This window comes from Streptomyces sp. A01 (assembly GCF_059026195.1).
Genome location: NZ_JBWLKN010000034.1, coordinates 53,796 through 67,445, shown reverse-complemented (window position 1 = coordinate 67,445; position 13,650 = coordinate 53,796). Strand labels below are relative to the sequence as shown.

Annotated in this window: 5 protein-coding genes, 1 tRNA gene and 1 rRNA gene; 6 read left to right on the top strand and 1 reads right to left on the bottom strand. The window is 69.9% G+C overall.

Going from position 1 to position 13,650, the window contains the following annotated elements; all coding sequences use genetic code 11:
* The 3 genes from rrf to AC5P1B_RS31370 form a co-directional block, all read left to right on the top strand.
* A 5S ribosomal RNA gene (gene rrf / locus AC5P1B_RS31380) occupies positions 1–69 on the top strand; the annotation flags it as partial.
* A 105-nt stretch (positions 70–174) separates the two neighbouring features.
* Positions 175–873: a DegT/DnrJ/EryC1/StrS family aminotransferase gene (locus AC5P1B_RS31375; protein WP_493891379.1), complete on the top strand. Its 699-nt coding sequence runs from the start codon at positions 175–177 to the stop codon at positions 871–873.
* Positions 874–927: 54 nt separating this feature from the next.
* A tRNA-Thr gene (locus AC5P1B_RS31370) sits at positions 928–1,000 on the top strand.
* 104 nt (positions 1,001–1,104) lie between these two features.
* On the opposite strand, the gene AC5P1B_RS31365 is transcribed toward AC5P1B_RS31370, so the two are convergent.
* Positions 1,105–3,780: a SpoIIE family protein phosphatase gene (locus AC5P1B_RS31365; protein ID WP_493891378.1), complete on the bottom strand. Its 2,676-nt coding sequence runs from the start codon at positions 3,778–3,780 to the stop codon at positions 1,105–1,107.
* A gap of 212 nt (positions 3,781–3,992) precedes the next feature.
* On the opposite strand from AC5P1B_RS31365, the gene AC5P1B_RS31360 reads away from it, so the two are divergent.
* From AC5P1B_RS31360 to AC5P1B_RS31350, 3 genes are all read left to right on the top strand, one after another.
* Positions 3,993–9,530: a HAMP domain-containing protein gene (locus AC5P1B_RS31360; RefSeq protein WP_493891377.1), complete on the top strand. Its 5,538-nt coding sequence runs from the start codon at positions 3,993–3,995 to the stop codon at positions 9,528–9,530.
* Between the two features lie 284 nt (positions 9,531–9,814).
* On the top strand, positions 9,815–10,492 hold the full coding sequence (locus tag AC5P1B_RS31355) for a response regulator (protein WP_493891376.1): 678 nt from the start codon (positions 9,815–9,817) through the stop codon (positions 10,490–10,492).
* Between the two features lie 234 nt (positions 10,493–10,726).
* Positions 10,727–13,567, top strand: a complete 2,841-nt coding sequence (locus AC5P1B_RS31350) for a DNA translocase FtsK (protein WP_493891375.1) — start codon at positions 10,727–10,729, stop codon at positions 13,565–13,567.
* The last annotated feature ends 83 nt before the right edge of the window (positions 13,568–13,650 follow it).

Sequence of the window (13,650 nt, the reverse complement as noted above, 5' to 3'; positions counted from 1 at the left end):
GAAGCTAAGCCTTTCAGCGCCGATGGTACTGCAGGGGGGACCCTGTGGGAGAGTAGGACGCCGCCGAACAATCATTGTGTTAAGAGCCTTGTTGGGACTTCGGTCCCGACAAGGCTCTTTCGCGTTGTGCCGCAGGTCACTCGGTGTTCACGTTGCCTGGGCACCATCCTTCGTATGGGGACTTCAGCGGATGACCTGCGCAATGAGCTGGCACGTGTGGTCACGCGGGCCGGTGACGAGGTGATCGTGCCCTCGTACGACGTGCTTGAGACGGCCCGTACGGTGTTGTCGGTCGGCGCGAAGCCGGTCTTCGTCGACATAGACGCCGGCACCTTCTGTCTTGACCCGACGGCCGTGGCCCGCGCGGTGAGCGCGCGGACCGCGGCCATCGTCGCTGTCCACACCTTCGGTCACCCGGCGGACATGGGCGCCCTGACCGAGCTGGGCCGCCGGCAGGAGCTGCCGGTCATCGGGCACGGTGTGACGGCCGAGCCGACCTCGGACATCAAGCGGCGGCAGATGAACGCCCGGTACCTCAGTGCCCGGCTCAAGGGGCTCAGGACACCACTGGCATGGTACGGCGCCGAGCACGGCTTCCAGCAGTACGTCGTGCGCGTACCCGGCAACGGGCGGCCGGACCGCGACGCCTTTGTGCGGGCCCTGCGGGCCCGCGGCGTCGATTGCCGGGTACCGGTGAAGACGCCGGTGCACCGGACGGCGCCATTCCGGCAGGAATTGTGGCTCGCGGAGACCGAGCGGGCCGCTGACGAATGCGTGGTGCTGCCCGTGGCGCCGGCCATGACGCGCCGCCAATTGCACCGGGTGGTCTCCGCCTGCAATGCGCTGGGCGGGCTTCTGCCGGCGGCCGCCTGAGGCTGAGCAGTGGTCAGGGGCGCACGTGAGTTCGGGTAAGATCTATCTCGCTGCGCCCCAATAGCTCAGTCGGCAGAGCGTCTCCATGGTAAGGAGAAGGTCTACGGTTCGATTCCGTATTGGGGCTCGACACAACGAAGGCCCCCGTCACTCTGACGGGGGCCTTCGTCATATCCGGATGGTCGGGACCGTCCGGATACGGCGGTATCGGGGCGGGCCGTTATTGCCTTATCAGCTGCCCTGCGGTTCCAGCTGCGGCTCCGGGACGCGCATGGCGAGGATGGCCATGTCGTCGGAGGCCGGTTCGGCCGCGAAGCGTTCCACCGCGCGGAGCACGCGGGTGGCGACGGCGCCCGCCGTCAGGCCCGTACACATCTTGAGAACGTCGATGAGGCCGTCGTCGCCCAGCATGCGGCTGCCCTCACGGCGCTCCGTGACGCCGTCCGTGACGCACAGCAGTACATCGCCGGGGGCGAGCGTCACCGTCTGCTCGTACAGCTCCAGATCGTCCATCACGCCCAGCAGCGGCTGCGGTTCAGCGGCGGCCTCGACGCTGCCGTCCTGACGGAGCCGCAGCGGCAGCGGATGCCCGGCGCACACGATCTTGAGGACGGCGCTGCCGTCGTGCTGCGGCCACAGCTCTCCGTAGAGCAGGGTGAGGAAGCGGCTGCGGGCGCCCTCGTCGAGGATGGCGGCGTTGAGCCGCTCCAGGACGGCGGGGCCGCCGAAGCCCTCCCGGGCGAGCAGGCGCAGGGCGTGCCGGGCGAGTCCGGTGACGGCGGCCGCCTCGGGGCCTGTGCCGCACACGTCTCCGATGGCGAAGCCGTAGGCACCGTCGCGGATGGGGAAGACGTCGTAGAAGTCGCCGCCGACCTCGTTGCCCTCGCCCGCCGCGCGGTAGATGACCTCGACCTCGACGCCGGGGACCTCGGGCAGCTCCGGTGGCAGCAGGCTGCGCTGGAGGGACTGGCTGATGGCCGTGCGCTCGGAATACAGGCGGGCGTTGTCGAGCGCGAGGGCGGCCCGGCGGGACAGGTCCTCGCCGAGTTCGAGGATTTCCTGGCGGAAGTGTTCATCGGTGGGCTTGCCGAGGGTGAGCATCCCGATGACACGGTTACGGGCCACCAGGGGCAGTACGACGGTCTCGCCGCCGACGGCGGAGGCCGTGGCGAGCGAGGTCCCGGGGCCGGTCGCCGGCCGTACGGAGTCGCCGAGGCCGAGGCTGCGCAGAGAAGTGCGCAGCGCGGCGGCGTGCGCGGCATCGGAGGGCGCGGTCCATACGCGCGCGCCCGGCGCGGGCACCGGCTCGGGCGGGTCGACCTTGGACAGCAGGGCCTTCAGTCCGTCGATACGGTCCTCGTCCTCGTGCAGTACGTAGGACAGCTCGGGCTCGGACGCCTGGTCGGCGATGGTGTAGACGGCGCACCACGTGGCGAGGGTCGGCACCGTCATCTGGGCCATCAGCGCCAGCGTCTGGTCCCGGTCGAGGGTCCCGGCGAGCAGGTCGGACGCCTCGACGAGGAAGGAGAGCGAGCCACGGCGCAGCCGCTCCAGCTCGGTGAGGCGGGCGGATTCGACGGCCAGGGCGATGCGGTCGGCGGCGAACTGGAGCCGCAGGGCCTCCTCGTTGCTGTAGCGGCCCGGGGCTTCGGCGGCGACGCCGAGGGAGCCGGTCAGGCGCCCTTCGACCTTCAGCGGCACGGTGACGACGGAGCGCATGCCGGTGTTGCTGAGCAGCGGGACGGCGCCGGGCACCGCGGAGAGGTCTTCGTGGACGGCGGGCATCCGGGCCGAACCGTAGCGACCTGAGCCCGCCTCGACGGGGACGCGGGCGAACCGCTGGCGGGCGGAGGGCAGGCCGGTCGAGGCCCGTACCTCCAGTTCGGTCTCGTCGTCGGTGGCGAGCAGCAGATAGGCGGAGTCGCCGTCGAGCATGTCGCGGGCGCGCTCCACGGTCCGCTGGAGGAGCCCGTCGAGGTCGTCGGGGGCGGGCGAGCCGATGAACACCTCGAAGGCGTCGGTGGCCGCGCCGCGCTCGGAGGAGCCGGGGCTGTCGGAGACGGGGGCGCGCATCGGGGTCTGGAGGACGGCGCGCTCGTGGTCGCGCACCAGCAGGCAGACGGTGGATGGGTCGCCGTCGGTGTCGCGTACGCGCAAGTGCGAGGCGTAGACGGGGATGACGCGGCCGTCTGAGCCCCGGACGCCGTACGAGCCCTCCCAGCGGGAGAGCTGGAGGGCTTCGACGATGCCGGTGCTGGTGCCGGGGGTGTGCGGCCAGGCCGCGAAGTCGGTGAGCTGCTTGCCGGTGACCTGGTCGGGGCTGAAGCCGAACAGCTCCTGGGCGTCCTCGTTCCAGGAGCTGATGCCGCCGAGGCGGTCGATCTGGATGACGGCGACGCGGACCCGGGCGTCGGCGATGGGCAGCGCGTCGGCGGGCAGGGCGGGGCCCGCGGAACGGGTGCCCGCGGGGCGGTCGGGGAGGTCGAGCTGGAACCAGACCTGCTTGTGCGTGGAGGTGTACTCGACGCCCCAGCGGGTGGCGAGCGCCGCGCACAGCAGCAGCCCGCGGCCGCCCTCGCGGTCCGGGCTGCCGAAGTGGACGCCCGCGCTCTGCAGTGGCACCTCGCGCTCGGGGTAGCGGTCGGCGACCTCGACCCGTACGCCCGTGTCGGTGCGCATACAGGTGACATCGGCCGCCGTACCGGCGTGGACCACCGCGTTGGTGACGAGCTCGCTCGTGAGGACCACGGCGTCGTCGACGATGTCGGTGAAGCCCCAGCCCTGGAGGGTGTCCCGGACGAAGGCGCGGGCGGAGGCGACCGAGCGTCCGACCGGGTCGAAGGTGGCGGCTGCCCGCGCGGTGATCACAGGTCTCCTCATGCGTGTCTCGGCGATCTGCTCACCCATGTCGCAGCGCCCCTCCGATGCCCTAGCCGAATGCCAGGTTACTTACCTTCACCGTGCGCGGGGATGCCGGTCGGCAGTGATTCCACCCAGAGGACGCCACGGACGGTATGCGATGCTGCCGAACTGTTATGGCCTGGTTGGGCCATGGTGAAACACTGGGAAGGCTCAAAAGAGAGCCCGACGAGCATGGTCGACCCTGCGGGAGGCACACGGTGGAGTCTGGCGCAGCCGCGCGGGGCACGAGTACGCGCGCGAAAGGCGGACGTTCCCGTACAAACGGGACGACCGAAGTGGACACAGCAGCCCTGAACAGACTGCTGACGGCGCTGGTGGCGATGCGGGACGGTAACTTCCGCAAACGTCTCACAGTGTCCGGCGAGGGCCCGATGGCCGAGATCGCCGCCGTATTCAACGAAGTCGTTGACCGTAATCTCCAGCTCACGGGAGAGCTGGCACGGGTGCGCCGCGTCGTCGGACGTGAGGGAAAACTCACGGAACGGCTGGAGACGGGGGCCTGCGACGGCTCCTGGGCGGCGGCGATCGACGCGTCGAACGCGCTCGTCGACGACCTCGTACGCCCGGTGTCCGAAGTGGGCCGGGTGCTCTCCGCGGTCGCCGAGGGCGACCTGGAACAGCGGATGGATCTGCGCTCGCGCGGGTCGGACGGGTCCGCGCACCCGCTGCGCGGCGAGTTCCTGAAGGTCGGGCGTACGGTCAACGGACTCGTGGACCAGCTGTCGGCGTTCACCGATGAGGTGACGCGGGTGGCGAGCGAGGTCGGCACGGAGGGCAAGCTCGGCGGGCAGGCCCGGGTGCGGGGCATGTCGGGTTCGTGGAAGGACCTCACGGACTCCGTCAACACGATGGCGTCCCGGCTGACCGCTCAGGTGCGGGACATCGCGCTCGTCACGACGGCGGTCGCCAAGGGCGATCTGTCGCGCAAGGTCACGGTGCACGTGGCCGGCGAGATGCTGGAGCTGAAGAACACCGTCAACACGATGGTGGACCAGCTCTCTTCGTTCGCCTCCGAGGTGACCCGTGTCGCGCGCGAGGTGGGCACCGAGGGTGAGCTGGGCGGCCAGGCGCAGGTGCCCGGCGTCGCCGGAGTGTGGAAGGACCTCACGGATTCGGTCAACTTGATGGCCGGAAACCTGACGGCGCAGGTGCGCGGGATCGCGCAGGTGACGACGGCCGTCGCGAGCGGCGACCTGTCGCAGAAGGTCACGGTGAGCGCGCGCGGCGAGATCGCGCAGCTGGCCGACACGATCAACACGATGACGGAGACGCTGCGCACCTTCGCCGACGAGGTCACACGGGTGGCGAGCGAGGTCGGCGCCGAGGGGCTGCTCGGTGGCCAGGCGCAGGTGCCGGGCGCGGCGGGGACCTGGAAGGACCTCACCGACTCGGTGAACACCGCGTTCCGCAACGTCACGACGCAGGTGCGGGACATCGCGCAGGTGACGACGGCGGTGGCCAACGGCGACCTGGGGCAGAAGGTCACCGTCGATGTGTCCGGCGAGATGCTGGAGCTGAAGAACACCGTCAACACCATGGTCGACCAGCTGCAGTCGTTCGGCGCCGAGGTGACGCGGGTCGCGCGTGAAGTCGGCGTCGAGGGTGAGCTGGGCGGCCAGGCGCAGGTGCCGGGGGCCGCGGGGACCTGGAAGGACCTCACCGACTCGGTGAACACGGCCTTCCGCAACCTCACGGGGCAGGTCCGCAACATCGCGCAGGTGACGACGGCGGTCGCCAACGGCGATCTGTCCCAGAAGGTCACCGTCGATGTCTCCGGCGAGATGCTTCAGCTGAAGAACACCGTGAACACCATGGTGGATCAGCTGTCCTCGTTCGCCGACCAGGTCACGCGGATGGCGCGGGATGTGGGCACCGAGGGCCGCCTCGGCGGTCAGGCGCGCGTGGACGGCGTCAGCGGTACCTGGAAGGAACTGACCGACTCCGTCAATTTCATGGCCGGGAACCTGACGTCGCAGGTGCGGCAGATCGCGCAGGTCACGACGGCTGTGGCGCGCGGTGATCTGTCGCAGAAGATCGACGTGGACGCGCGGGGCGAGATCCTGGAGCTGAAGAACACCATCAACACGATGGTCGACCAGCTCTCCGCCTTCGCCGATCAGGTGACCCGGGTGGCCCGCGAGGTGGGCACGGACGGCAGGCTCGGCGGTCAGGCGCAGGTACCTGGCGTCGCCGGTGTCTGGCGGGACCTGACCGACTCGGTGAACGGCATGGCCGGGAACCTGACCGCGCAGGTCCGCAACATCGCGCAGGTCGCCACCGCGGTGGCGCGCGGTGATCTGTCGCAGAAGATCGACGTGGACGCGCGCGGCGAGATCCTGGAGCTGAAGAACACCCTCAACACGATGGTGGACCAGCTCTCTTCGTTCGCTGAGCAGGTGACGCGGGTCGCCCGCGAGGTCGGCACCGAGGGCATCCTCGGCGGCCAGGCCGAGGTGCAGGGCGTCTCCGGGACCTGGAAGGACCTGACGCAGTCCGTCAACTTCATGGCGAACAACCTGACGTCGCAGGTGCGCAACATCGCCGAGGTCACGACGGCGGTCGCCGAAGGCGACCTGTCGAAGAAGATCACGGTCGACGCCAAGGGCGAGATCCTCGCCCTGGTCACCACCGTCAACACGATGGTCGACCAGCTGTCCTCGTTCGCCGAGCAAGTGACCCGGGTGGCCCGCGAGGTGGGCACCGAGGGGCAGCTCGGCGGCCAGGCGCGGGTGCCGGGTGTCACCGGCATCTGGAAGGACCTGAGCGACAACGTCAACCTGATGGCCAACAACCTCACCATTCAGGTGCGTAATATTTCCCAGGTCGCGGCCGCGGTCGCCAACGGCGATCTGACGAAGAAGGTGACGGTGGAGGCGCGCGGTGAGGTCGCGCAGCTCGCCGACACCGTCAACACCATGGTGACGACGCTGTCGTCGTTCGCCGACGAGGTCACGCGGGTGGCCCGCGAGGTGGGCACCGACGGCATCCTCGGCGGCCAGGCCCGGGTGCCCGGCGTCGCGGGGACGTGGAAGGACCTCACCGAGTCCGTGAACTCGATGGCGTCCAACCTGACCGGACAGGTTCGCAACATCGCCATGGTGACCACGGCGATCGCCAAGGGCGACCTGACCAAGAAGATCGACATCGACGCGCGGGGCGAGATCCTGGCCCTGAAGACGACGATCAACACGATGGTCGACCAGCTGTCCTCGTTCGCCGAGCAGGTCACCCGGGTGGCCCGCGAAGTGGGCACGGAAGGCCAGCTGGGCGGCCAGGCACGGGTCCGCGACGTGGCGGGGACCTGGCAGGACCTGACCGAGTCGGTCAACGAGATGGCCGGCAATCTGACCCGTCAGGTGCGCGCCATCGCCGAGGTGGCGACCGCGGTGACCCGCGGCGACCTGAACCTCAAGATCGACGCGGACGCGGCCGGCGAGATCCTGGAGCTCCAGGACAACATCAACACGATGATCGCCAACCTGCGCGAGACGACGCTGGCCAACAAGGAGCAGGACTGGCTCAAGGGCAACCTCGCCCGCATCTCGGGCCTCATGCAGGGACGGCGCGAGCTGGAGGACGTGGCGCGGCTCATCATGAGCGAGCTGACGCCGGTGGTCGCCGCCCAGCACGGCGCGTTCTTCCTGGCCGTGCCGACCGGCGACGGCATCGACACGGCGCCGGACGGCGGGTCAGGCGCCGACGCGTACGAACTGCGCATGATCGGCGGTTACGGCTACTCCAAGAACTCCATGCCCACCACGTTCTCGCCCGGTGACGGGCTGATCGGGACGGCGGCGGAGGAGAAGCGCACCATCTTGGTGGACAACGTCCCCGCGGGTTATCTGAAGATCGCCTCCGGGCTGGGGGAGGCGCCTCCGGCCCATGTGATCGTGCTGCCGGTGCTGTTCGAGGGGCAGGTCCTCGGCGTGGTCGAACTGGCCTCGTTCCAGCCCTTCACGCAGATCCAGAAGGACTTCCTCAACCAGATCGCCGAGATGATCGGCACGAGCGTCAACACCATCAGCGTCAACACCAAGACCGAGGTGCTGCTCAAGCAGTCGCAGGAGCTGACGGAGCAACTGCGCGAGCGGTCCGCCGAGCTGGAGAACCGGCAGAAGGCGCTCCAGTCCTCCAACGCGGAACTGGAGGAGAAGTCCGAGCGGCTGGCCCGGCAGAACCGTGACATCGAGGTCAAGAACACGGAGATCGAAGAGGCCAGGCAGGTGCTGGAGGAGCGCGCCGAGCAGCTGGCCGTCTCGATGCGCTACAAGTCCGAGTTCCTGGCGAACATGTCGCATGAGCTGCGTACGCCGCTCAACTCGCTGCTGATCCTCGCCAAGTTGCTCGCCGACAACGCGGAGGGGAACCTCTCGCCCAAGCAGGTCGAGTTCGCCGAGACCATCCACGGCGCCGGGTCCGACCTGCTCCAGCTCATCAACGACATCCTCGACCTGTCGAAGGTCGAGGCGGGCAAGATGGACGTCAGCCCGACGCGGATCGCGGTGGTCCAGCTCGTCGACTACGTGGAGGCGACCTTCCGGCCGCTCACCGCGGAGAAGGGCCTGGACTTCTCCGTACGGGTCTCGCCGGAGCTTCCCGCGACGCTGCACACCGACGAGCAGCGGCTGCTGCAAGTGCTGCGCAACCTGCTGTCGAACGCGGTGAAGTTCACCGACGCCGGTGCGGTGGAGCTGGTCATCCGGTCGGCCGGGGCGGAGGTTCCGGACGCCATCAGGGAGCAGCTGCTGGAGCACGGCGCGCTGCGCGACCCCGACGGCGACATGATCGCCTTCTCCGTCACCGACACCGGCATCGGGATCGCCGCCAGCAAGATGCGCGTCATCTTCGAGGCGTTCAAGCAGGCCGACGGGACGACCAGCCGCAAGTACGGCGGCACCGGCCTCGGGCTGTCCATCAGCCGGGAGATCGCCAGGCTGCTCGGCGGCGAGATCCACGCGGACAGCGAGCCGGGCCGCGGCTCGACGTTCACGCTGTACCTGCCGGTGCACCCGGGCGAGCTGCCGCCGCACGGCTACCCGGAGCTGGCGACGGGCGGGCTGCCCGCGCCGGCGACGGAGCCCTCCGCTCCGCTGGCCATCGAGGCACCCGGCGGCGCGGAGGGCGGCGACACGGCGGGCGAGGGCGGCGCGGCGCCGGAGCGGCGCGGCGCGCGGCAGGGCCGCTCCGTCGCTCCGTCGAGCAGTACGCTGCGCGCGACCGGTGGTGTGCTTCGGCGCCGTCAGCGCACCGCCGAGGCCGAGCGTGGCCTCGGCGGGCCGGGCAGGCAGGGCCAGGAGCCGCCGGAGCCGTGGATGCTGGCGGGCCAGGACCTGGTGGCCGAGGACACCGGCTCCGGCTTCAACGGTGAGAAGGTGCTCATCGTCGACGACGACATCCGCAACGTCTTCGCGCTGACGAGCGTTCTGGAGCAGTACGGGCTACAGGTGCTGTACGCCGAGAATGGGCGCGAGGGGATCGAGGTCCTGGAGCAGCACGACGATGTCACGCTTGTCCTGATGGACATCATGATGCCCGAGATGGACGGATATGCGACGACGGCGGCGATCCGCCGGATGCCCCAGTTCGCCGGGCTGCCGATCGTGGCGCTCACCGCCAAGGCGATGAAGGGCGACCGGGAGAAGAGCATCGAGGCGGGTGCGTCCGACTACGTGACCAAGCCCGTCGACACCGATCATCTGCTGGCGGTGATGGAGCACTGGATGCGAGGGGAGTGACGGAGCGTACGCGCGGGACGGCGCCGCCACGCCGTACTGTTGACTGACTGTGGCCAAACACGTGTGGGAACGCGGTATTCGGGGAACCTTCTGGTCTCCCACCGCGTTTCTGCTACGTGCACAGTGACATCGCGGTGACAGGGTGTGGCGAACAGCGGGGTGCGGCTACCATGACCGGCACAAGGACGGGCGGCGTAAGGGTGTCGTCCCCTGGGGCGGCGCCCGGTGCTTCCCTCGGCTCTTCGAGCTGGGGTGACCCCATGCCGGGACGAGGAGGACGGGGCATGGTGCAGAAGGCCAAGATCCTCCTGGTCGATGACCGGCCGGAAAATCTGCTGGCGTTGGAGGCGATTCTCTCCGCGCTGGATCAGACGCTGGTCCGGGCATCGTCAGGGGAGGAAGCGCTCAAGGCGCTGCTGACGGACGATTTCGCGGTCATCCTGCTGGATGTGCAGATGCCGGGCATGGATGGCTTCGAGACGGCCGCGCACATCAAGCGCAGGGAGCGGACGCGGGACATCCCGATCATCTTCCTCACCGCGATCAACCATGGCCCGCACCACACCTTCCGCGGGTACGCGGCTGGTGCCGTGGACTACATCTCCAAGCCGTTCGACCCGTGGGTGCTGCGCGCGAAGGTCTCCGTTTTCGTCGAGCTCTATATGAAGAACTGCCAGCTCCGGGAGCAGGCGGCGCTGTTGCGGCTGCAGCTGGAGAGCGGCCAGCAGACCGTGGAGGAGGCCAAGGAGCCCGTCGGTCTCCTCGCCGAGCTCTCCGCCCGGCTCGCCGCCGTGGAGGAGCAGGCCGAGGCCCTGTCCAAGCAGCTGGACGAGTCCGCGGACGCGGCCGCCGTGGCGACCGCGGCGCACCTGGAGCGCAAGCTCACCGGCCTGCGCCGCGCGCTCGACGCGCTGGAGCCGGGCGCGGGCAGCAGCGCCGGAACGGTGCCCCCGCAGGGCTGAGGCCCCGGGCTCACCGTTCCCCTGGCGATCGTTCTGACGTCATGTCAGCGAGCGTGGTTCTCACGCCGGCTACAACCCGGTGCCGACGCCACGGCGCCCGGCGCGGCCTTTCCGTCCGCGTCTGCCGCCGGGCCCGTTCCCGGCGTTGCCCCGTGCCCCGTCGCGGTGCCGTTGTCACAGCCGTAACCGCGGGCGTACGTGCCCCGTACGGCTGACGCGGGTAATCTCGGCGCCATGGCCTCTCGTACGTCCGGCAAGGGTTCCCAGAGCGCGGCGGGCACCTCGAAGCAGTCCGCCGGACGCGCCGGGGGACCCGCCAAGAAGGCAGCCGCCAAGCCCGCGAAGAAGGCGGCAGCCAAAAAGGCGCCCGCCAAGAAGTCCGCGGCGCCGAAGAAGGCGCCCGCGAAGAAGGCGGCGCCCAAGCCCGCCCCGTCCCCCACCAACGGCCTCTACCGCGTGGTGCGCGCGATCTGGCTGGGTCTCGCCCACACCGTGGGCGCGATGTTCCGCGGGATAGGGCGCGGTGCGCGCGGCCTCGACCCCGCGCACCGCAAGGACGGGCTCGCACTGCTGCTGCTCGGCGTGGCGCTGGTCGTGGCCGCCGGGACCTGGTCCAATCTGCGCGGCCCCGTCGGTGAACTGGTCGAGATGCTGGTGACCGGGACGTTCGGGCGCCTGGACCTGGTGGTGCCGGTCCTGTTCGCGGTCATCGCCGCCCGGCTGATCCGGCACCCGGAGAAGCCCGAGGCGAACGGACGGATCGTCATCGGTCTGTCCGCGCTGGTCATCGGCGTCCTGGGTCAGGTGCACATCGCGTGCGGCGCGCCGGGGCGCGGTGAGGGCACCGAGGCCATCCAGGACGCGGGCGGGCTGGTCGGCTGGGGCGCGTCCAAGCCGCTGATCTACACGGTCGGCGAGGTCCTGGCCGTGCCGCTGCTCGTCCTGGTGACGGTCTTCGGCCTGCTGGTCGTCACCGCCACGCCGGTCAACGCCATCCCGCAGCGGCTGCGGCAGCTCGGGGTCCGGCTCGGCCTGATCGACGACGCCGAGCACGAGTACGTCGATGACGACGCCTACGCCGACGCCTACGGTGATGAGTACGCCGAGGAATGGCGTCAGACGCCCGCGAGGCGCCCTCGCCGTGCCTCCCTGGACAAGGGCGGCCCCGAGCGGGAGGAAGACCCGGAGCGGGCCGAGGAGGAGGCGCTCAACAAGCGCCGCCGGTCACGCCGTTCCGCCGCGTCGGGCACGGGCAGCGTCCAGCCGCCGTCGGGCCGCCCGATGGACGCGGTGGATGTCGCCGCGGCCGCCGCGGCCGCCCTCGACGGGGCGGTGCTGCACGGCGTCCAGCCGTCGCCGATCGTCGCCGGGCTCAGCAGCGGCATCGTGGGCGAGCGCGGCACCGGTGTCCCCCCGGCGCGCGGCGCGAAACAGGACGGTGCCGCGCAGGGCGGCTCCGCGGGGCGCGACGGCGACGCGGGCGCACGCACGCGTGGGGACCGCGACGACTCCACCGGCATGGTGCCCGACCTGACGCGCCCCGCGCCCGAGCCGGGGCAGCCACTGCCCTCCCGCGCGGAGCAGTTGCAGCTCTCCGGTGACATCACCTACTCGCTGCCGTCGCTCGACCTGCTGGTGCGCGGCGGCCCCGGCAAGACACGCAGCGCCGCGAACGACGCCGTGGTGGCCTCACTGACGACCGTCTTCACGGAGTTCAAGGTGGACGCGGCGGTCACCGGCTTCACCCGAGGGCCGACGGTCACACGCTACGAGGTGGAGCTCGGCCCGGCCGTGAAGGTCGAGCGGATCACCGCGCTGACGAAGAACATCGCGTACGCCGTCGCGAGTCCGGACGTGCGCATCATCAGCCCGATCCCCGGCAAGTCGGCCGTCGGCATCGAGATTCCCAACAGCGACCGCGAGATGGTCAACCTCGGCGACGTGCTGCGGCTGGCCGACGCCGCCGGTGACGAGCACCCGATGCTCGTGGCGCTCGGCAAGGACGTCGAGGGCGGCTATGTGATGGCCAACCTGGCGAAGATGCCGCACGTGCTGGTGGCGGGAGCGACCGGCTCCGGAAAGTCGTCGTGCATCAACTGCCTGATCACCTCGGTCATGATCCGGGCGACCCCGGAGGATGTCCGGATGGTGCTGGTGGACCCCAAGCGCGTGGAGCTCACCGCGTACGAGGGCATCCCGCACCTGATCACGCCCATCATCACCAACCCCAAGCGGGCCGCCGAGGCGCTGCAGTGGGTCGTACGCGAGATGGACCTGCGCTACGACGACCTGGCGGCGTACGGCTTCCGGCACATCGACGACTTCAACGCCGCCGTCCGCGCGGGCAAGGTGAGCTCGCCCGAGGGCAGCGAGCGTGAGCTGTCCCCGTATCCGTACCTGCTGGTCATCGTGGACGAGCTGGCGGACCTGATGATGGTCGCGCCGCGGGATGTCGAGGACTCGATCGTCCGTATCACCCAGCTCGCCCGCGCCGCCGGCATCCACCTGGTGCTCGCCACCCAGCGGCCGTCCGTCGACGTCGTCACCGGTCTGATCAAGGCGAACGTGCCCTCCCGGCTCGCCTTCGCGACCTCCTCGCTCGCCGACAGCCGGGTCATTCTCGACCAGCCGGGAGCCGAAAAGCTCATCGGAAAGGGTGACGGGCTGTTCCTGCCGATGGGCGCGAACAAGCCGATCCGTATGCAGGGCGCCTTCGTCACCGAGGAGGAAGTGAGCGCCGTGGTCCAGCACTGCAAGGACCAGATGGCGCCCGTCTTCCGCGAGGACGTGACGGTGGGCACGGCCAGGAAGAAGGAGATCGACGAGGACATCGGCGATGACCTCGATCTGCTGTGCCAGGCCGCTGAGCTGGTGGTATCAACCCAGTTTGGCTCGACCTCGATGCTGCAGCGGAAGCTGCGTGTGGGCTTCGCGAAGGCGGGCAGGCTCATGGACCTGATGGAGTCGCGCAGCATCGTCGGCCCGAGCGAGGGGTCGAAAGCGCGCGATGTCCTCATCAAACCGGACGAACTGGACGGAGTCCTCGCCGTTATCCGTGGTGGGGAACACTCGTAAGGAGGACGCGGGCAACCGTTTCCTCTGCTGATACGTCAAGTTGAGGGAGGGGCCGGATGATGCGTCTCGACCGGACCACCGGG

What these genes read in the sequence shown, in the direction of transcription:
- AC5P1B_RS31355 (WP_493891376.1), top strand. Translation starts at nt 9,815, where the DNA reads ATGGTGCAGAAGGCCAAGATCCTCCTGGTCGATGACCGGCCGGAAAAT.
- AC5P1B_RS31375 (WP_493891379.1), top strand. Translation starts at nt 175, where the DNA reads ATGGGGACTTCAGCGGATGACCTGCGCAATGAGCTGGCACGTGTGGTC.
- AC5P1B_RS31365 (WP_493891378.1), bottom strand. Translation starts at nt 3,780, where the DNA reads ATGGGTGAGCAGATCGCCGAGACACGCATGAGGAGACCTGTGATCACC.
- AC5P1B_RS31350 (WP_493891375.1), top strand. Translation starts at nt 10,727, where the DNA reads ATGGCCTCTCGTACGTCCGGCAAGGGTTCCCAGAGCGCGGCGGGCACC.